16 protein-coding genes and 1 pseudogene are annotated in these 18911 nt (G+C 64.9%); 9 read left to right on the top strand and 8 right to left on the bottom strand.

The genetic code is table 11. From position 1 onward, the window contains the following. Positions 1-164: 164 nt before the first annotated feature. Positions 165-500: a hypothetical protein gene (locus tag BKX98_RS05120; protein WP_233125275.1), complete on the bottom strand. Its 336-nt coding sequence runs from the start codon at positions 498-500 to the stop codon at positions 165-167. A gap of 520 nt (positions 501-1020) precedes the next feature. On the opposite strand from BKX98_RS05120, the gene BKX98_RS05125 reads away from it, so the two are divergent. Continuing rightward, positions 1021-2733, top strand: coding sequence for an AMP-binding protein (locus BKX98_RS05125; protein WP_073706344.1), 1713 nt, complete (start codon positions 1021-1023; stop codon positions 2731-2733). A 77-nt stretch (positions 2734-2810) separates the two neighbouring features. Here BKX98_RS05125 and BKX98_RS05130 read toward each other — a convergent pair whose 3' ends face one another. From BKX98_RS05130 to BKX98_RS05140, 3 genes are all read right to left on the bottom strand, one after another. Beyond that, entirely contained in the window at positions 2811-4004 is a 1194-nt protein-coding gene (locus tag BKX98_RS05130) for a hypothetical protein (protein ID WP_073706345.1), read from the bottom strand. A gap of 141 nt (positions 4005-4145) precedes the next feature. Then, on the bottom strand, positions 4146-5708 hold the full coding sequence (gene ffh / locus BKX98_RS05135; RefSeq protein ID WP_073706346.1) for a signal recognition particle protein: 1563 nt from the start codon (positions 5706-5708) through the stop codon (positions 4146-4148). Between the two features lie 193 nt (positions 5709-5901). Continuing rightward, positions 5902-7923 (bottom strand): M23 family metallopeptidase, encoded by a 2022-nt coding sequence (locus BKX98_RS05140; RefSeq protein WP_073706347.1) that lies wholly within the window; start codon positions 7921-7923, stop codon positions 5902-5904. Between the two features lie 435 nt (positions 7924-8358). Between BKX98_RS05140 and BKX98_RS05145 the strand changes: the two genes are divergently transcribed. The 7 genes and pseudogenes from BKX98_RS05145 to BKX98_RS05175 all read left to right on the top strand — a co-directional run bounded on the left by BKX98_RS05145 (position 8359) and on the right by BKX98_RS05175 (position 13568). Then, positions 8359-9069 carry a hypothetical protein gene (locus BKX98_RS05145; RefSeq protein ID WP_073706348.1) on the top strand — a complete coding sequence of 237 codons (711 nt, stop codon included), beginning with the start codon at positions 8359-8361 and terminating at the stop codon, positions 9067-9069. 159 nt (positions 9070-9228) lie between these two features. After that, on the top strand, positions 9229-9444 hold the full coding sequence (locus tag BKX98_RS05150; RefSeq protein WP_073706349.1) for a DUF6480 family protein: 216 nt from the start codon (positions 9229-9231) through the stop codon (positions 9442-9444). Beyond that, entirely contained in the window at positions 9434-10069 is a 636-nt protein-coding gene (locus BKX98_RS05155) for a cyclodeaminase/cyclohydrolase family protein (protein ID WP_083586623.1), read from the top strand. The genes BKX98_RS05150 and BKX98_RS05155 overlap by 11 nt, the downstream gene beginning before the upstream one ends. A 117-nt stretch (positions 10070-10186) precedes the next feature. After that, positions 10187-10738, top strand: a pseudogene (locus BKX98_RS05160) (flavodoxin family protein); the annotation flags it as partial. Between the two features lie 121 nt (positions 10739-10859). Continuing rightward, a complete protein-coding gene (locus BKX98_RS05165) occupies positions 10860-11390 on the top strand; it encodes a hypothetical protein (protein ID WP_073706350.1) in 531 nt (176 codons plus the stop codon). Beyond that, positions 11387-12814, top strand: a complete 1428-nt coding sequence (locus tag BKX98_RS05170) for an NAD(P)/FAD-dependent oxidoreductase (protein WP_073706351.1) — start codon at positions 11387-11389, stop codon at positions 12812-12814. The genes BKX98_RS05165 and BKX98_RS05170 overlap by 4 nt, the downstream gene beginning before the upstream one ends. A 427-nt stretch (positions 12815-13241) precedes the next feature. Further along, positions 13242-13568 (top strand): hypothetical protein, encoded by a 327-nt coding sequence (locus BKX98_RS05175; protein WP_233125277.1) that lies wholly within the window; start codon positions 13242-13244, stop codon positions 13566-13568. Positions 13569-13672: 104 nt separating this feature from the next. Here the strand turns inward: BKX98_RS05175 and BKX98_RS05180 are convergent, their stop codons facing one another. From BKX98_RS05180 to BKX98_RS05190, 3 genes are read right to left on the bottom strand one after another with little or no spacing between them, the layout of a single operon-like run. After that, positions 13673-14407 carry a glycosyltransferase family 2 protein gene (locus BKX98_RS05180; protein WP_083586624.1) on the bottom strand — a complete coding sequence of 245 codons (735 nt, stop codon included), beginning with the start codon at positions 14405-14407 and terminating at the stop codon, positions 13673-13675. Beyond that, positions 14400-15767 (bottom strand): bifunctional PIG-L family deacetylase/class I SAM-dependent methyltransferase, encoded by a 1368-nt coding sequence (locus tag BKX98_RS05185; RefSeq protein ID WP_158024657.1) that lies wholly within the window; start codon positions 15765-15767, stop codon positions 14400-14402. The genes BKX98_RS05180 and BKX98_RS05185 overlap by 8 nt, the downstream gene beginning before the upstream one ends. After that, positions 15764-16825, bottom strand: a complete 1062-nt coding sequence (locus BKX98_RS05190; RefSeq protein WP_073706355.1) for an acyl-CoA dehydrogenase family protein — start codon at positions 16823-16825, stop codon at positions 15764-15766. The genes BKX98_RS05185 and BKX98_RS05190 overlap by 4 nt, the downstream gene beginning before the upstream one ends. Before the next feature lie 381 nt (positions 16826-17206). Between BKX98_RS05190 and BKX98_RS05195 the strand changes: the two genes are divergently transcribed. Further along, on the top strand, positions 17207-17398 hold the full coding sequence (locus tag BKX98_RS05195) for a CsbD family protein (protein ID WP_038991459.1): 192 nt from the start codon (positions 17207-17209) through the stop codon (positions 17396-17398). Between the two features lie 327 nt (positions 17399-17725). On the opposite strand, the gene BKX98_RS05205 is transcribed toward BKX98_RS05195, so the two are convergent. Beyond that, complete coding sequence (locus tag BKX98_RS05205) at positions 17726-18856, bottom strand: YihY/virulence factor BrkB family protein (RefSeq protein WP_143181025.1); 1131 nt, start codon at positions 18854-18856, stop codon at positions 17726-17728. Positions 18857-18911: the final 55 nt, after the last annotated feature.

Consider the following 18911-nt stretch of genomic DNA (forward strand, 5'->3'; position numbering starts at 1 on the left):
CCCAGTGGTGTCAAACCTGTTCCACACGCCGACTTCGTCGGGGAAGAAGTAACCCCGTTCGGGGGGATTAAGTGCACCGTAGCTTTCAGCTGCGATGCGAAAGCCAGCCAACGGTTCACGCGCTATGCTTGGCCGGCCATCCACTTCTTCCAATGTACCGTTCATTAGCCGTTGCATCCCCCTGAGGACATCGCCTCGGCTGCATCAATCACAGCCTTGAACCGATCTTGGCGGATTGCTTCGACAGGTGAAATTTCGTCAAGCCAGGGATTAGCTCCAAGGAACCATTGGCGAGCCACCTGTTCTCCATCAACATCCGAGACCATCTTCCAAGCACGGTGAGCCAGCATAATACGAGTCTGAGACGCATTCGAAGGGACCGTTCCGTTCTCCCTTTGCCAGCGGTAGCTTGCCTTAGGATCCTTTGCTCCCGCCATCGCGGAAACCATTGCAGCCCCAAGGGATGCATTCAGCCTCCGCACAATCTCGCGGAAGTCCATGCGAGAAGTTTCCGCATGGGCCGCTCCAGTCGTCGGTGTGATTCCCATCTGCAGGCCTTTTCCTTAGACCTATGTCATCCTGAGTGCAGGCTTCTAGCCTTTCGCGCCGAGATTTCCTCGATGACGCAACTTTGCCACCGATTTACCACTAAAATAAGTATCGTCCTTACACTTCAAAGCGCCTACAACGGAATATGAGTTCGAGTTCTGATTGATTGGCAGCCGGCACCCCGCCGGCCCGAGTTCTGCTCCAGAAAGCACCTGGCCAAAACGACATGGCGGCAGGCGGACCTCGACCGTGACGGACAAGGCACCAGATGGTCGAGCATTTCTCCGGCATCCAGCATTCAGGCACTATGTATGCCTGCAGTGGAATTTGTTGGGCAAAATTTGCGAACTTCAACACTCTTACCGCGCATGATGTCGCAACAATTCGTCAGAACTGGGCACTGAAGTATATTGATTCCAGAAGACCGAAGAATTCTCTTGGGCGCTGGCGCCCATCATGCAAAGGACTCTAATGAGCAATACCGGCAAGTTCCGGGCAGCACGCGATCTGCTGCTGGCAGCACGCGATGACTACGACCGGGCCCGGGCCGAGTTCTCCTGGCCGGAATTCAACGATTTCAACTTCGCCTACGACTGGTTCGATCAGGTGGCCAAGGACCCGGCGCGGGCCAATGAACCGGCACTGATCCTCACCGAACCCGATGGCAGCTCCGCACGCTACAGCTGGGCCGAGCTCTCGCGCCGCTCCACCCAGGTGGCCCGCTGGCTCTCGGATGAGGGCCTGCAACGCGGCGACACCATCATCGTCATGCTGGGCAACGAGGTGGCCCTGTGGGAGGTGATGCTGGCGGGCATGAAGCTCGGCGCGGTGATCATCCCGTCGACCACGCAGCTGGTCAGCGCGGATCTGGCCGACCGCATCGAGCGCGGCAACGCGAACTGGGTGATCACCAGCCATGACCAGGTCGCCAAATTCGACACGGTCCCCGGGGACTACCGGATTGTCCAGGTGCGCGGCGAGGCCAGCGAAGGTACCTTGCACTACGGCAAGTCCCACGAGGCGCCGGCCGAATTCAGCCTGGACTCCCCGACGCTGGCCGATGAGAACATGCTGCTCTACTTCACCTCGGGAACCACCTCGCTGGCCAAGCTGGTCCAGCACACCCACACCTCGTACACGGTGGGCCACCTGGCAACGATGTTCTGGATCGGCCTGGAACCAGGCGACGTGCACCTGAATGTGGCATCCCCCGGGTGGGGCAAGCACGCCTGGTCGAACTTCTTCGGCCCGTGGATCGCCGAGGCGACAGTGTTCGTCTACAACTACGAGCGCTTTGATCCGCTGGCGCTGATGAACCAGATGGCGGTGGAGAAGGTCACCAGCTTCTGCGCGCCGCCCACCGTCTGGCGCTATTTGATCCAGGCGGACCTGGGCACCTTGAAGACTCCCCCGCGCAAGCTGGTCTCCGCCGGCGAGCCGTTGAATGCAGAGGTCATCGATCAGGTGCGCAAGGCCTGGGGCCAGGTGATCCGCGATGGCTACGGGCAGACCGAAACCACGGTGCAGATCGCCAATTCGCCGGGCACCGAGGTGAAGGTCGGCGCGATGGGCCGCCCGATGCCGGGATACGCGGTGGAACTGCGCAACCCGACCACCGGGCAGCTGGCCGAAATCGGGGAAATCTGCCTGCGCCTCGATCCGGCTCCGGCAGGCTTGATGAAGGGCTACTTCGCCGATGAGGAGAAGACTGCCGAAGCGATGCAGGGCGGCGTCTACCACACCGGCGATATCGCCGAACGCGATGAGGAGGGCGTGCTGACCTATGTGGGCCGCGCCGATGACATCTTCAAATCCAGCGACTACAAGCTCAGCCCGTTCGAGCTGGAGTCGGTGCTGCTGGAGCATCCTGCGGTGGCCGAGGCGGCCGTGGTGCCCTCTCCTGATCCGCTGAAGCTCTCGGTGCCCAAGGCCTTCGTGGTGCTGGCCGGCAACCTGGAGCCATCCGCCGAGGTGGCCAAGGACATCCTCGGCTTCTGCCGCGAGCAGCTGGCCCCCTACAAGCGGATCCGCCGGCTGGAATTCACCACCCTGCCCAAGACCATCTCGGGCAAGATCCGCCGCGTGGAGCTGCGCCTGGCCGAGGAGGAACGGCATGCGGCCGGCACCATCGTCAGCGGAGAGTACCGGGATACCGATTTCCCTGAACTGAAGGACCGCGGCTAGGACTTTGCGGCAAAGGCCAGCCCGGCAGGAAGCATTTTTGCTTCCTGCCGGGCTGGCCTTTGGTTTGCTGCGATTGGCTAGCGGCTGCGCTTGGCTTTCAGCGCGTCGACAATGCCCTTGCCCAGGTAGAAAGCGCCATCGGCATACCAGGCCAGCATCAGCAGCTGGCGCGCCGGTTTGGGCAGCCACCCGAAGCGTTCGCTCTTGGCCAGCACCAGGTGCACTGCCGCACCGGATGCCAGCACCGCTGCGCCTGAACCGATCAGCGCCTTGGGGTTCCAGTTATGCCGGTAGAGCAGCCGTTCCAGGCCCTTGGCTTCGCGCTCCTGCTCTGCCAGGGCCGACTTGATGGTCTTGTACGGGCCGCCGGTGATGATCACCCGGCGTTCCTCGGGCAGCGGACGGCCAGTGAGGTAGTCGACGCTGCGCGCATCGAAGCCCAGCAGCGTCAGCAAACGCTTGAGATCCTTCAAATCCCTGCTGCCGCGAGCCAGCTGCTGTGCCTCCGCGCGGTGGGCAGGATCCTCGACCAGTTGCTCGACGAGCTCCAGTTCCGTCTCATCCCAGCCATGGAGCAGGTGATCCAGCTCTTCGAGGCGCACCGCTGCCGGGCTGCCCGCTTCCGGCTCCAGGATGACTGTGCGTTCCAGGTCCACCGTCATGGACATCGAGGAGCCGAACAGCTCCAGCCGCGGCCCCTTGGCTTCGATGGTTGCGGTGATGACATTGCCGGTACGGTCCAGGGACAGGTATGGGCGGTTTGAACGCCCGATGCTCGGGGCATAGACCGGTTCCTTGGGCATGGCCATCAGCCCGGCGCCGTTCTCCCACACGGTGATCTCGTTCTTATCGAAGCCTGCCGCGAGCACCAGCTCGGAGCCCTTGAGCTTCGGACCGTGCAGCAGCTCGCTGGTAGTGCCGTAGTCGCCGAGCAGCTCCTCATCCGGGTTGGGCCCGTCGATCTCGTCCCCGTCCACCAGCACGTAGTCGGCACCGGTGGAGTTCTTCAGCTCGTGGACCAGCTTGGTCACGCGCGAGCCTTCGCGCAGCTTGCCCTTGGCATCGATGCGGTAGAGCACCGCATCGCGGGCTTCGCTCACCGTGGCCACCTCGGCCATCACTTCGGTGGAATGCTCGCGTTCAACTGCCCCGCCGATGAATCCCAGCAGGCGCCGGTCGGCCAGCGCGGTGCGGATCAGCGCCGCCGCATCAGGCTTGTCGCCCATGAAGATGAACTCCAGGTTGAGGTAGTTGAACTCGGTTGAATCCACGGAGGCGGACCCCTTTCGCGGGTGGGATTGTCGTTATCTATCAATCATAGGTGGCGCTGTGGTCCGCAAAGGAAAACCGCGCCATGGGAACTGGTTCCAGTTCCCATGGCGCGGTCACTTCCCTGTACAGGGAATCAGGGCCTACTTCTTGCCCAGGTACTTCTCGAAGCCGGCTGGCAGGTTCAGGCTCGACGGATCGAAGTCCTGGTTGGCGCCTGCGCCGAAGGCGGCGCCGCTCGGAGCTGCGGCCTTCTTGTTCTTGGCTTCCAGCTCGGCCTGCGCGGCCTTGGCCGGATTGCCGTACTTCTGCTTCTTGCCCTTGCCCTTGGCCTTCGCCTTGCGGGCTGCGCCCTTGCCGGCACCCGGCATGCCCGGGATGCCGCCGCCGGCAGCCATCTTCTTCATCATCTTCTGCGCTTCGCCGAAGCGCTCCAGCATCTGGTTCACCTCGGAGACCGAGACGCCCGAGCCCTTGGCGATGCGTGCGCGGCGAGAGCCGTTGATGATCTTCGGGGCCACGCGCTCATGCGGGGTCATCGAACGGACGATGGCCTCCACGCGGTCGATCTGGCGCTCGTCGAACTGCTCGAGCTGCTGGCGGGAGATCTGCGCGCCGGGCATCATGCCCAGCAGCTTCTTCATCGAGCCCATCTTCTTGATCTGAGCCATCTGGGCGAGGAAGTCGTCCAGGGTGAAGTCTTCCTGGTCGGCGAACTTCTTCGCCATCCGCTCCGCTTCGCCCTTGTCCCAGTTCTTCTCGGCCTGCTCGATCAGGGTGAGCACATCGCCCATGTCCAGGATGCGCGAAGCCATGCGGTCCGGGTGGAAGATCTCGAAGTCGTCCAGGTTCTCGCCGGTGGAGGCGAACATGACCGGCTTGCCGGTCACCGAGGCCACCGACAGGGCGGCACCGCCGCGGGCGTCGCCGTCCAGCTTGGAGAGGACCACGCCGGTGAAGTCCACGCCCTCATGGAAGGCCTGGGCGGTGTTGACCGCGTCCTGGCCGATCATCGCGTCGATGACGAAGAGCACTTCATCCGGGTTGATGGCGGCGCGGATGTTCGCGGCCTGGGCCATCATCTCGGTGTCCACGCCCAAGCGGCCGGCGGTATCGACAATCACGATGTCGTGCAGCTTGGCCTTGGCTTCGGCCACGCCGTCGCGGGCCACTGCTACCGGGTCGCCGGTCGGGGTGTCGAATTCGGAGGAGACGCCCGGGTGCGGTGCGTAGACCGGCACGCCGGCGCGTTCGCCGTTGATCTGCAGCTGCTTGACCGCGTTGGGGCGCTGCAGGTCGCAGGCCACCAGCATCGGGGTGTGGCCTTCGGCCTTCAGGTGCTTGGCCAGCTTGCCGGCCAGGGTGGTCTTGCCGGCACCCTGCAGGCCGGCGAGCATGATCACCGTGGGAGGGTTCTTGGCCAGGTTCAGCCGGCGGGTTTCCCCGCCGAGGATGCCCACGAGCTCCTCGTTGACGATCTTGACGACCTGCTGGCCCGGGTTCAGCGACTCGGAGACCTCGGCACCCAGGGCACGTTCCTTCACCTGGGCCACGAAGCCGCGAACCACCGGCACGGCGACGTCGGCGTCAAGCAGGGCGCGGCGGATCTCGCGTACGGTACCGTCGATATCCGCTTCGCTCAGGCGGCCCTTGCCGCGCAGGTTCTTGAAGGTTTCTGTCAGGCGATCGGAAAGTGAATTAAACACGTGCCGGGCACTTCTTTCGATAGGTCTTGTGGTGCGCATTGGAAAATCGCACAGGACTCAACTCCCAAGAATATCAATAATCGGGCGCCGAACTAACCAGCTGTGCAGCGTTTCACCAGCAGCCTACGGCGCAATGCCGAAGCTGCTCCCCTCCGAAAGGACGGGAGCAGCTTCGGGTGCCGGCAACCAAGGGCTACGGCTTGGCCTCGCTGGCAGCAGGCGCGGTGCCTGCCGGCGGCTGCGGCACCTTGGCTGGGGCGGCAGCTTCAGCCGGTGCAGGAACCGCGGCCTTCGGCTTCGGCTTGGCCGCTGATGGGGCGGCTTTCTGCACGGCCGGCGCCGCAACTGGCGGCTTTGGCTTTGGTTTCGGCTGCAGCTTTGGCTTCGGCTTCGGCTGAGGTTGCGGAACCGTTGCGGCCGGCTCCTTCGCGACCTTCTTCGCTGCAGGCGCAGCCGCCGCGGCCGGAGCTGCCGGCTTGGGTTTGGCCACTGGCGCCTTGGGTTTAGCCGGGACTGCCGGCTTTGGCTTAGCCGGTGCTGGCGCCTTCTTCTTCGCCGGAACAGCCGCCTTCGGCTTGCCCGCGACTGCCGGCTTGGGCTTGTCAGCCGCTGGCTTCTTTGCGCTCTTCTTCTCTGGAGCAGCAGGCTTGGCCGGCGCCAGCTCCTTGGCTTTGGATGGAGCCTTCTGGTCCTTCTCTGCCTGCATGTCCACGATCTTCGGCTGGGCTACACCGATGATCTTCTCTGTCCCGGCCGTGGGCTCGGTTTCCTCTTCATGGTCCGAGGTGTCCGGGTTTCCCGTTTCTTTCTCCTGCTGCGGTTCGATACCCGAGTCCGGGCTCGGTTCAGGAGCTAGGGTCGGCTCGGCCGTCGGAGGTGTCTGGGAGGATTCCACCTCCTCTGTTGGATTCTCCGGGGCTGGAGTCTCCACGGCGGTCGGTGATGCCGAAGGCATCGTCGACTCGGTGGGTGACGCGGTAGGTGATGCGGAAGCGCTGGGTTGCTCCACTGGCCCAGTGCTTGGAGTCGGCGCGCTTGGCTCAGCTGGAACAGGAGTTTGCGTTGGCGAAGGCGTTGGCTGGGCCTTCGGGCGTTCGGTTTCCAGCTTCTTCGGCGGCTTAGGCGCCTTGCTCGGCTGCGGTGCCGCCTGCGTGGTTCTTGGAGACGGGCTGGTTTTCGAGTGATCCTTTTTCGGCTGGGTCTTAGGCTTGGCCGCCTTGGCCTCTTTCTGGTTGCCGTCGGCAGATGGCTGCACCGGGTCAGCCTGGTAATGCTTCACACGGGTTGGGCGTTCTTGGTCTGCTGAGCTGCGGTTGCTTGAGGTCCCGGAAGAATGCCCAAATGCTGCAGCAACCGATTGCTGGCGCAGGGCACTGCCGGCATCCACCGCAAATGGCCCGGCTGCAAGTACCGCTCGCCGTTGCCCGCCGGCCATCGGCAGGTAGTTGCTCGGATTCTGCCACTGCCCATTGACGATGACTTCGAAATGCACATGGCACCCAGTGGAATTGCCTGTTGTCCCGGACAACGCAATGACTTGGCCTTGGACCACGAATTCGCCAACGCTTACCAGCAGCAGCGAATTGTGGCTGTATCCGGTCTGCACCCGATTCCCGTGGTCAATGGTGACCCGTTGGCCGGAATGGCCCGCCCAGCCGGCGACAATCACCCTGCCGGTCTCGCTGGCACGAACGGGCGAGCCGCAGGCAATGGGATAATCCTGGCCGATGTGGATTTGGTGCCCGGCACCTGTCGGGTTGGCTCTCCAGCCGAACGCACTGGAGATTTGCAGGGTGGCCACTGGGTGCTCCAGCAGCAGGCCGGTGCGCAGCATGGCCGGCCGGATCTCCTGGGACGCGGCAATCGGTGCGGGCGGCACTGTTACCCCCGAGCTCGACGTTGCCGTCATGGCCGCTCGATGCTCGGCCACCTGTGCCACCGGGCCAGACTCGGACCCGCCGAGCCTCTCAGTGCCAGATTTCAGGCCGGTGATTTCTATGCCGGCCACTTCGGACATGTCCGGTACGGTGACGACGTCGCTCCCGAGCAGCGGCTGGGATTCCGCACTGAAGGCCACGGTGCTTGATTCGGCTCTGGCAGGCATGGCACCGGCCGCACCGGGCCACGCCAATGCACTGCTCAGGCCAAATGCCGCGGCAATAGCCAGTGCCCCATACGGCAGCCGGCGGCTGGTCCCCAAGACTCCGCGCGGCATAGAACTGCTTAAACCATGATGTTGTCGTTTCATAACTTGCCAGTCCCCCAAAACTGCAATTACTCAACAGAACCTCAGAATAGCCCTAGCCCGAAGAATAATCCATGGCTAGTTGAAGGCTTTTGCAACGGCGGGGATGATTCGGCGGAACACCGTTCTCCCGCGGCACCATCCCAGTCGTGCCGCGACCCCGGAAATCCGGCATCAAATCGTTGCAATTCCGACGCCTGCTCGTCTTCCGGCGAGCGCCGATTCCACCCGGCATTCCCGCCTCGATTCGGCGCGTTGCCGATAACTGGCCGACCGACGGAAACCCGGAATTCCCTGGGCGGGCAATGTCGCTTCCTGCCTGAACCGTGCTGATGTGCTGATAATGCTGTGAGGAGGGACCCCGGAGCAACCGGTCCCCGCAGCGCGGTGAAAAACGGAGGATCCATGGTGGAGACCAGCACCCTGGCCGGCAGGCTTTTCCGGTGGGCCGTGCTGTCCTGCGCATGGCTGCAAGATTATCTCTATGCTGGCGCCTGGCAGCTTCGTTCACTGCTGCCAGGCACGCCGGCCGACCAGCTGCGCACGGGCAGCGACCCGGTGGCCGAACCGGTGGTCCTGATTCCGGGAATCTGGGAATCCTGGAAATTCATGCTCCCGGTCGCCAAGGCGCTGCACCAAGCCGGCCACCCGGTGCATGTGATCCCTCAGCTCGGCTTCAACCACGGCACCGTGCCGGAGATGTCCGAGGCAGTTTCCCGCTACCTGGACACGGAGCAGCTGGACGGTGCGGTGCTGGTGGCGCACAGCAAGGGCGGACTGATCGGCAAGTACCTCATGGCCGCCTCGCTGCAGGGCTACCGGATCAACCGGATGATCGCCATCGGCACCCCCTTCTCCGGTTCGCGCTATGCACGCTATGCTCCGATCCGCTCCCTGCGGGCCCTGTCCCCCAATGACCAGGGGCTGCTCAAGCTCTCGGCCAATTTGAGCGTGAATTCGCAGATCATCTCCATCTACAGCAGCTTCGACCCGCACATCCCCGGCGGCTGCGACTTGGCCGGAGCCACCAATATCAAGCTGCCCACGCTGGGGCATTTCCGGTTGCTGTCCGATGCGCGCCTGCACACAGCAGTGCTCAAGCACCTGGGGCATTAATCGCCTTCGGCCGGCTGATCCCCGGCAGGCAACGCACCGCAATCCGAGCGTTCAGTGTGAATTGCTCCATGCGGTTGAACCCGCCGCTGAGCGCTGCCTAGCGTGAGCGGACAAGGGCTGGACTCTCGGCCACAGCAATCATGCAGACAGGAGCAGCCGATGAACCCGCAGGAATTCTCCGCGCCGCAGGATGATGGCGAACCCGACGATGCACACGACGATGCGCAATCAGCCAACCGCGAGGCCGCAGCCACGTCCAACCCCGATCCAGAAGAGCAACTGATTACCGGGCTGGAACCGGGCGGTTCGGTACCGCCGGGTGAAACCCCGCCGGGCGAGGGATCGATGAGCCAAGACCAGGGCCATGGCGAATAGCCTGGCGCAGCGTCCAATCAGCGATGCACGCATTGGACGCTGGCTGGAGGAGCTGGCTGAATCGGACGGGAACCCGGGCGGCGGAGCCGCGGCGGCGCTGATGCTCGCAGCCGCCGCCGCGCTGATGTCAATGTCCGGCGGCTACGTATCAGCTTCGGGGACCGCACAGTCCGAACTCACCGGCCTGCTGGCACGGGCCAAGCAGCTGCGGCTCGACGCGCTGGCCATGGCAGACCGTGATGCGCGGGCTTCCGCGGAGTTCGGGGTAGCCTACGCGCAACCGGCCTCGGAGCAGCGCGACCGCCGCCTTGCACAGGCCTGCTTGCAGGCCGCGAAATCCTCTGCCGCACTCGGTGCGCTGGCCATGACCGCCCTGAATGACCTGCGCTGGCTCTCGCAGCAAGCCAAGCCGCAACTGGTGGCCGATGTCGCCACGGCCCTGGGCATGCTGAGCGCAGTGCTGCAGGCTGCCAGCAGCAATCTGCGCTATGACCTTTCCCAGTTGGCTTCCGGCCCGGCGCAGGTCAAGCACGCCGGGTTATGGGATACCGCAGCATCGCTGGACCGGGCGATGCAAAACGCAGGAGAGCTGGCCGCGCGCATCGATGCGCGCATCAAGCGCTAATCCGGCTGCCAGCACGGCCGATAGCAAAGGCATCGATGACAAGGAATGATGACCATGACCCAGACGCCTATTAATGCATTGATCCTGGTATGAACCCTCTCCCCCTCGCCCAAGGCCTCCAGCAGCGATTTGCTGGCCCGGCAGGTGGCGGCCGAATTCAAGGAGCACCAGGTGTCCTCCGAGATCCTGCGCATTGCCGATTTCAATGTGAAGCCCGGGGTGCTCAAGGACATGGGAGACGGCGACCAGTGGCCACAGATCCGGCAGAAGCTGCTGTCCGCGGACATCCTGGTGCTGGCCACGCCGATCTGGGTGGGCCACCCATCCAGCCTGGCCCAGCAGGTGCTGGAACGGCTCGATGCCGAGCTGTCGGAAACCGACGAGCAGGGCCGCCCGATCCTCTTCGGCAAGGTCGGCCTGGTCGCAGTGGTGGGCAATGAGGACGGCGCGCACCACGTGATCGCGGATCTGGGCCAGGGCCTGGCCGATGCCGGGTTCACCCTGGTGGCCCGGGGCTCGACCTGCTGGGTGGGGCAGGCCATGCACACCACCGACTGCCAGGATCTGCAGCAGACCCCTGAGGCCACGGCCAATGCCACGGGCATTGCCATCCGCAATGCCGCCCACTTGGCGCGGCTGCTCAAGGCCAGTACCTGCCCTGCCGGCTAGCCTCCGAAGGCTGGGTGCAGCCTGCAGATCAGCGGTGCGCCATTGGCCTGCGGCGGCCGGTGCCCTAGCGTTCGAGCCAGCAGAAGACTGCAACCGCTTTCGAGAACTAAGGACGGGCACGATGCCGCACAACACCATCGACCAGATGACCCTGCACAGGTACTTGGGAGAGCACCTGCTGGGTTCCGAATCGGGGCTGAACCATTTCAAGGCGGCGCACCACACCTGGGCGGGCACCGCGTATGCCGACCGCTTCGAGTCGCTGCACCGGCAGGTGGAGGCCGACCAGGCGGATCTGAAGCGGATCATGGACCGGCTGGGATGCAGGCAGCGGCCGCTGGCCCGCCTCCTGGGCCCGGTGGCCCAGCTCGCCGGGCATGTCAACCCGTTCAATCCGCTGCGGATGCGCAAGCTGGCCGCCGCGCAGGTGCAGCTCGATGTGCTCACCGGACTGCTCAATGCCAAATTGCGCATGTGGCAGACGCTGCTGCTGATGCTGCCCCACGATCCGCGCCTGGACCAGGCGGTGCTGCAGGACCTGTCGCATCGTGCCGAGTCGCAGATCAGCCAGCTCAAGGCGCTCAGCGATGAGACCTGGCCCGAGCGCTTCGCCCCGCAAGAACACGAGAACCGGGAGGAACGCCGCCGATGAGCAATGGGAAGGCGAATGTCGTCGGGGCCGGCCCGAATGGGCTGGTCGCCGCGGCAGTGCTTGCGCAGAACGGTTTCGATGTCCAGGTCTTCGAGCGCAATGCCCATCCGGGCGGCGCCGCGGCCTCCGGCAGCACGCTGGGCGAGGGCACCATTGTCGATTTGGGAGCTGCCGCCCACCCCTTCGCCTACGGCAGCCCGGCCTTCGCGCATTTCGACCTGGCCGGCCATGGCCTGCAATGGGATTTCCACGATTACCCGCTGGCCCACCCCCTGGACGACGGCCCCTCGGTCTTCCTGCACCAGAGCGTGGACTCCACCAGCGGGCAGTTCCCCGCCGACCGGAAGATCTGGCGGCTGCTGCATGGGCCGCTGGTGCGCAATCCGCAGGAGATCCTGGAGAACGCCACCAGCCCGCTGCTGGGCATCCCGCCGCATCCGGTGCTGATGGCGCGCTTCGGGCTGCGCTCGCTGCCGCCGGCGAAGCTCCTGGCCTCCGCGGCCTTCCGCACCCGGCAGGCCGCGGCGCTCTTCGCCGGCTCCAGCGCGCATTCCATGCTGCCGCTCGCCCACCCGTTCACCTCGGGATTCGGCGTGCTTTTCGGTGCCCTGGGCCAGTCCTGGGGGTGGCCGGTGGCGCACGGCGGCACCGGCAGCATCATCGACGCGCTGCTGCGGGTGCTCGATGGGTTGGGCGTGCAGATCCACACCGGGCACCAGATCACCAGCCTCGCCCAGCTTCCCGCTGCCGAACTCACTTTCCTGGATGCCACGCCGCGCCAGGTGGTGCAGATCGCCGGCGGCCAGCTTCCGCCACGCCTGCGCCGCCGGTTGGAACGCTGGCGCTACGGCACCGCCGCCTACAAGGTGGACTACCTGCTCGATGGGCCGATCCCCTGGCAGGATGCGCGCACCGCGCGGGCCGGCACCGTGCACGTGATCGGCAATGCCGCCGAGCTGGCCGCCGCCGAGCACCAGGTCGCCTCCGGGAAAATGCCCGACCGCCCCTTCGTGATGGTGGTCCAGCCTTCGAGCGCCGATGCCTCGCGCGCCCCGGCCGGCCGCCACGTCATCTGGTCCTACGCCCACGTGCCCCAGGGCTATGCCGGGGATGCCGGTGCGCTCATCGATGCGCAGATCGAGCGGTTCGCGCCGGGTTTCAGGGACCGGATCGTGCACCGCGTGGACACCTCCCCGGCGCAGCTGCAGGCCTGGGATCCCAACCTGGTCGGTGGCGATATCGGCGGCGGATCACTGTCCGGCACCCAGCAATTCTTCCGCCCCTCCGCTTCGCCCAATCCATATTCGCTGGGCGTGCCGGGACTGTACCTGTGCTCCTCTTCCACTCCTCCGGGCGGCGGGGTGCATGGGATGGCCGGCTGGCATGCGGCGCATCGGGCCCTGCGCGAGCTTGGGCGCACCTGAGCCGATAATCAGCTTCCTTGGTTGCCGGCGATGGATCAGCGGCATGCAACTACATAGGCGAACCGAGCCCGCGCAGCCCAAGCCAATTCCTGCAATAAGGCTTTGACTAGTAAAAAATAAAGTCTGGGAATTTCCTCAGAATCGGGACGGGTGCACAAGAACTTGGTGGACCAATGATAATTTCATACCAAGTCCCCCACCGCTTGGCGTATGGTCGACAGCGTCACTGAAGGCCATGCCGCCGCCTCAGGGGCCGGAAAACTGCATAGTTGAAGTGAGAAGTATCGTCTAGAAGTGGAGGGTAGTTCACATGCCAGGAAGGCTAGTCAGATCCCAGACTGCGGTGCGCGTTGCTGAGTTGCTGGGATCACGCGAGGGCAGAAGACATTTGGGCAATTATGGCTGGACCCAGGGAATGCCAGTGGTCATGACGCAGCCTGAGGAATCGCTCGACGATGTCATGGGCCTCGTGTCAGTGCACAAGCGGCCGGTGCTGGTCGCGATGCTTGGAAAGCAGACCGGGGAGCTGAAATTCTTGCACATTTCCGAGCCTTCTCCAGTCTTGGAAGTGGTTCCGGCCAGCGCGCCGCGCAGCACGATCAAGGATTTGTTCGCGCAGGCCGAGCACAGCGGCATGGCAGCATTCCGCGTGAAGTATTGGCAGTACAGTGCGGTCGCCCACGCGGTGCCCCATTTCGACGCGAATGCGCCAGGACACGGCTACGCCGCACAGGAGTCCGGCAGCAGCTCATGACAGCTGGCAACGCTGCCACTGGCACAGCCCCCTGGTAATCTGCGCACCGCGCAGTTCACCGGGGGGCTGTTTCCATGCCAGGGACCAGGTCTGCTTGCTGGATGCTAGCCGGTGTTGAGCATCCGGTGTTCCAGCGCTGCCAGATAGTCCGCGAAGCCTTCGCCCAGCCGGCCGCGCAGGCGCCCAGAGGTGGTTGCCTGCAGCCGGGCCGTGGCCTGGACCCGGTAGCCGGCATGGCGCAAGGCTTCCACCAGTGCCACATCCTCCCGGGCCGCCAGCGGCTCAAAGCCTCCGACAGCCAGATAGGCGGCAGCGCACACGCCGAAGTTCGCGCCGTGGATATGGCCATGCCCCTCCACCGGCTGGTATTCCTGCTGCCATAGGGCGAAGATGTGCTCATCGAGTTCGCTGCGGTCCGGTTCCACGGTTCCCGCTACCGCATCTGCCCCACCGGCGTGCAGGCGGGCAAAGCCCTGAAGCCAATGCTCTGGGACGCAGGTATCCGCGTCGGTGCTGGCCAGCCAGATGGCGCCCGGGTCGCCGGCCGCAGCGAGCAGGCCAAGGGCATGGCGTGCTCCGGCGGCCCGGCTCGCACCGACATTGCCGAAGCCGACCTGCTGCACGCTGACCCGCCAATCCTCGCTGGCATGCCGCCCGGCGATCTGCGCCGTCCCGTCCGTGCAACTGTCGGCAACCACGATGGCCCTGGCCTGGATCTGCGGGCGGGCATGGGCAAGACGGTCCATGGCCGCGCGCACCGAATCCAGGCAACGGCCCAGGCGTTCTTCCTCGTCGCGGGCCGGGATGATGACCGCCATGGCCGCCAGCTGCCTACCCATGGGCACCAGCTGGCTTGCGCAGTATTTCAAGCAGGAAATCGGCTTCGCGATGCTCCACGATGCGCTCCCACCGCAGCTGGCCCGCGATGCGGTGCACTTCTTCCCCGTCCAGCGGCCAGCCGTCGATGGGATGCAGCCAATGGCAGAGCACCAGCTCTCCGCCGGCTTGAAGTGCCGCCGCGCTGGCGGCGAGCACTTGCTCCAGTTCGTCGGCTGCCAGGAAGTAGCCCATCTCGCTGAGCACCACCAGCTGCAAGCTGCCCGGCTCCAGCTGCGGAAATTGCCGAGGCACCGTGGCCTGCAGCAAGTCGACGTGGTCCATTCCGGCCACGGCACGCCTCGCCTGGGCCAACGCGGTGGCGCTGGCGTCGATCGCCAGCAGGCTCGTGCTGCGGCGGGCCAGTTCGGCGCTCTGCACCCCGATGGAGCAGCCCAGCTCCAGCACCGCCGCATACCGTTCCTGGGGCAGGCAGGCGAGCAGGATCTGCTGCTTGCGCCGCTCATAGCGGCTGCTGCGGTATTCCCACGGATCCTCGCGCGTCCCGTAGAGCTCGTCGAATACCGCCGGAGCGGACGCGGCATCCCTGTGGCCGGGCCAGGTGGCGCGGAAGATCTCTGCGCCCTGGGAAAAGTGCTGCAGGAAGCTTTCCCCGAGCAGGACTTCGTCCCCCGGCTGCGCGGACAGCGGCCGGGTCTGGGATCGGTGGGTGTCCAAAGCGCAGGCCTTGGCCTGGGCGCTGGATTCGTCAAGATCCAACCTGTGCCAGTGCTTCCAGCTGCGCTGGCTGTCCGGTTGCGCCCAATGCCAGAACCAGATGGGGAATTCCAGGTGGCATGCACCGTGTTCCAGGGCGCAGTCCGCGGCGATCAGGGACAGGATTTCGTGATCCGGGTGCCCGTCTGCGCGGTAGGTGCTGGCGATCAGGCAGCCTTGGCCGGCGTGCTGCTCCAGGGCCACGCGGATCCGTGCTTGCTGAGTTTCAAGTTTCCCGTCACCCAACCCCAGGCAGTGCAGGTGCAGCGTCCCGGCCTGCGGTCCCGGCACGCGCAGCGTGCCCATCGCCTCGTCCAGCTCCGCCTTGCGCAGCGAGGCCAGCTGGGCGGCGGTGTGCGTTGCGGAGTGCGGGTGGGAGGCTTCACCGAAGCTGCAGACAATCACGTGGACATCGATCCCCCGGCATAGCGCCATGCGGATCAGCCCTCCGGCTCCCAGCGTCTCGTCGTCCGGGTGGGCGGCCAGGACAATCACCGATGGAATTTCGCGGAAGAGTTCCTCCGGGTCCAGTGCGGCGATTCGCCCAAGCCCGGCCTGCTGCCAGCAGCTTGCAGCTGTTCCCTGCTCCTGATGCGTGAAGCTCACCATGCGCTCCTGCCTTCCTTCCCGGCGCGATCCGCAAGCAGCTGGCCCAGGGCCGCGTCATCGCGGGCAGCGTGGTGCTGGCGAAGGTAGATGCCCAAATCTGCTGCGCGCCGCGCATGCTCCTCATCGGCGGTCAGCGGTCCCGGTCCGGTGGACTCGCCGCTGAGCTGCAAAATGCGGGTGCAGGCCCAGGCCACCTGGCCGCGGATCCGATAGGCGGCAATGGCATCCAATTCGCCGTCGTCAGCCAGCCCGGCTGCATGTTCCAATAGCGCGGCGCAGCCGGCGAGCAAACGGTCCGCTTCGCCGAGCCAGGCCAGGGCCAGCTGATCCGGGGTACGCGCTTGGGCGCTGCGCTGCAGATGGCGGTAGATTCCCACCGCTCCCCCGAACCAGCAGGCGGCAACACCGACGCCGCCAACGGCGAACCCCGGCCGGGACAGGTACCAGCCAGCGTCTTGCACCGGTTGGGCCGGCACCCCGGTGAAGTCCACGGAACCGCTGGGCAGCTGGGCCATGCCTCGGCTGATCCAGCCACCTGTTGCCGGTTCAACGCCGGGGTGGCGCAGGGAAACCATGAACAGCCGGTTCCCCTCCGGTGTTCGGGCGGTGACCAATGCATGCGTCAGCATGGCGGCCAAGGAGCACCAGGGCTTGGTGCCGTTCAGTTCCCACTCTCCGCCGGATTGGCGGGTCGCTTCCAGGGTGGTGGTGGGCGACTGCGCGGCGAAAACGCCCCATGAGGTACCTGCTTGCCATGGCATGCCCGCCTGGCTCAGGATTCCGGCTGCATCCAAATGCGGTTCCAGCGTCCTGGCCGCAACCAGGTCGGTGGCGGCCACGGACGCCAGCAGCTCCCAGAGCCGCTGCGTCTGGCCAGCGGCAGGGACCGGAGGATCTTCCCCCGAGCCTTCCAGCACGCGCAGCATCGCGTCCGGGTTGCCCTCGCAACGCACGGCGGCATCACGCACCGCTTGCTCGGCACCCCACCACGGCTCTCCATTACGGGTTGCAAATCGTGGTTCGCCCGTATTGAATGACACCGGATTCTGGTCCATCAGCCCTCTTTCCTTGGTCGGAACTTTTGACCAGTCTAGGTTCCGGGCAATTCGTGCCTCGCCCACCTGAATGGCACCTGAAAACCGCAAATAACCACAGACCCACCCCTGAAGTGTCCCGCGGGAAGAATCCGGGGATGCTGCGGATCAGCCGGCCAACCTGGCAACGCAACGCGCATGGTTCAGGGACGCACCGGCAATCGCACCGAGGGCCCGAGGCACAACATCGAGAGAGCTTGCGGAATTCGCCGCGCTGAAGGCGGCTCTGTGATGATCTGCAAAGTACGCCACAAGGAAATTCCCAGCTTCAGGTCCCCGATTTGCAATCTGCCCTAGAGTTCAAATTGTCAGTACACCAGATCCACACAGGAGGTAAGAATCATGGGAATTGGAGACAAGATCCAGAACAAGGCTCAGGAAGCATCTGGCAAGGCCAAGGAAGCCATCGGCGATGCCACTAACAATGAGCAGCTGCAGGCCGAAGGCGTGAAGGACCAGGCCGCTGCCAAGGCCAAGCAGGCAGGCGAACACGTCAAGGACGCCGCCAAGGATGTCAAGGACGACCTGTCCTAAGCAGCGCAACCAGCTGTGCCCCATGAATGCCAATTCATGGGGCACAGTTCTTTTCCGGCAACCTGCAAAGCGCTACGGCCGCTGCTCCGAAATCCAGGAACAGCGGCCGTAGAGCGATCCATAAGGTCCTGCCCGCCGACACTGTTCGATCCGCCGGGGTTCTCCCGGTATTCGGCGAAGGTTTCCACGGGGGCATTCCACAGGACCTGCTGCTTGGCCACATCAAGCACCACCTCGGCGAACCCGCTAACCGGCACCCACCTGATGGACACCTTTGCCTTTGGGATGATCCGGCCGTTGTACACGCTAGTGGTGTGCGGCCCGTACTCAGCTTCCCGGGTTCCGCCTGGACTGAGGATCCGATTGCTCCTCGGCGCGCAGCTCGCTGGCGAAACGCAACTGCCGTCCGTCGCTGATGTCCTGCTCTTCTTTTTCCTCCTGCTTCACGCTGGCCTTGGTATCCCGTGGCGGAAGCTGCACCGAGCGCTCAGCGGCAATCCCCGCCTGCAGCTGGCGCCCGCGCTCGGCTTCCGCGTCGAAGACCGCGCCGAACAGCAGCGCGAGGTTGGCAATCCACAGCCACAGCAGCAGCACGATGACCCCGCCAATGGCGCCGTAGGTCTTGTTGTAGTTCCCGAAGTTCGAAACGTAGAAGAAGAAGCCCACGGTCGCCACCGCCAGCACGAGCAGCGCAATGGCGGAGCCGAGGCTGATCCAGCGGAACTTCGGCTGCTTCACATTGGGAGCCCCGTAGTACAGCACGGCAACCAGCACAATCGCGCACAGCACGATCACCGGCCATTTGGCGATGTTCCAGACCGCCACCGCGCGCTCGCCGAGCCCGAAGACGTCGCCCATCGCCTGCGCCAGCGGGCCGGAGACAATCAGCAGCAGCCCCAGCACGCTGGTGGCAACAAGAAGCACCAGTGTCAGCAGCAGCATCAGCGGGCGCAGCTTGTAGAACGGCCGGCCTTCGGCCACCTCGTAGATCTGGTTCATGGCGCGGCCGAACGCCCCGACGTAGCCCGAGGCGCTCCACAACGCACCGAGCAGGCCGGCAAACAGGGCGAGGCCTGCCGACGGGGCCGAAGCCAGCTGCTCGATGGGTTGCCTCAGGGTTTCCACGACTTCCGGGCTGGCCAGTTCCCCAAGCAGCGAGAGGATATTGCGGGTCATGTTTTCCGCCTGGCCGGCGACTCCGAGCAGGGAGACCACCGCGAGCAGTGCCGGGAACAGGGAGAGCATCGCGAAGTAGGTCAGCGACGCCGCCATATCCGTGCATTTCTTCCGGGAGAATTCGCTGATGGCGCGCTTGGCCGCGTATTTCCACGACTGCGCGTGCATGTCCGGCGGGGATTCGGGCTTGGACTCTGCATCCGGTCCAGGTGCGTGCCGGGCTTTGGCAACGGTATCGGCCACGTGCCCCTTCTCGTCATTGCTATCGGTTCCAGAAGGCATCTTGCTACTCTCCTCAAAAGATCTCTGTGCCAGTTGGTTGCCACCGGCCAAGCGG

Source organism: Glutamicibacter sp. 0426 (assembly GCF_001906485.1).
Lineage (GTDB): Bacteria > Actinomycetota > Actinomycetes > Actinomycetales > Micrococcaceae > Glutamicibacter > Glutamicibacter nicotianae.

Coding starts and splice junctions, on each gene's coding strand:
- BKX98_RS05180 (WP_083586624.1), bottom strand. CDS start 14,407: ATGGGTAGGCAGCTGGCGGCCATGGCGGTCATCATCCCGGCCCGCGAC.
- BKX98_RS05190 (WP_073706355.1), bottom strand. CDS start 16,825: ATGGACCAGAATCCGGTGTCATTCAATACGGGCGAACCACGATTTGCA.
- BKX98_RS05145 (WP_073706348.1), top strand. CDS start 8,359: ATGGTGGAGACCAGCACCCTGGCCGGCAGGCTTTTCCGGTGGGCCGTG.
- BKX98_RS05165 (WP_073706350.1), top strand. CDS start 10,860: ATGCCGCACAACACCATCGACCAGATGACCCTGCACAGGTACTTGGGA.
- BKX98_RS05120 (WP_233125275.1), bottom strand. CDS start 500: ATGGACTTCCGCGAGATTGTGCGGAGGCTGAATGCATCCCTTGGGGCT.
- BKX98_RS05150 (WP_073706349.1), top strand. CDS start 9,229: ATGAACCCGCAGGAATTCTCCGCGCCGCAGGATGATGGCGAACCCGAC.
- BKX98_RS05155 (WP_083586623.1), top strand. CDS start 9,434: ATGGCGAATAGCCTGGCGCAGCGTCCAATCAGCGATGCACGCATTGGA.
- BKX98_RS05205 (WP_143181025.1), bottom strand. CDS start 18,856: ATGCCTTCTGGAACCGATAGCAATGACGAGAAGGGGCACGTGGCCGAT.
- BKX98_RS05175 (WP_233125277.1), top strand. CDS start 13,242: ATGACGCAGCCTGAGGAATCGCTCGACGATGTCATGGGCCTCGTGTCA.
- BKX98_RS05140 (WP_073706347.1), bottom strand. CDS start 7,923: ATGCCGCGCGGAGTCTTGGGGACCAGCCGCCGGCTGCCGTATGGGGCA.
- BKX98_RS05125 (WP_073706344.1), top strand. CDS start 1,021: ATGAGCAATACCGGCAAGTTCCGGGCAGCACGCGATCTGCTGCTGGCA.
- BKX98_RS05195 (WP_038991459.1), top strand. CDS start 17,207: ATGGGAATTGGAGACAAGATCCAGAACAAGGCTCAGGAAGCATCTGGC.
- BKX98_RS05170 (WP_073706351.1), top strand. CDS start 11,387: ATGAGCAATGGGAAGGCGAATGTCGTCGGGGCCGGCCCGAATGGGCTG.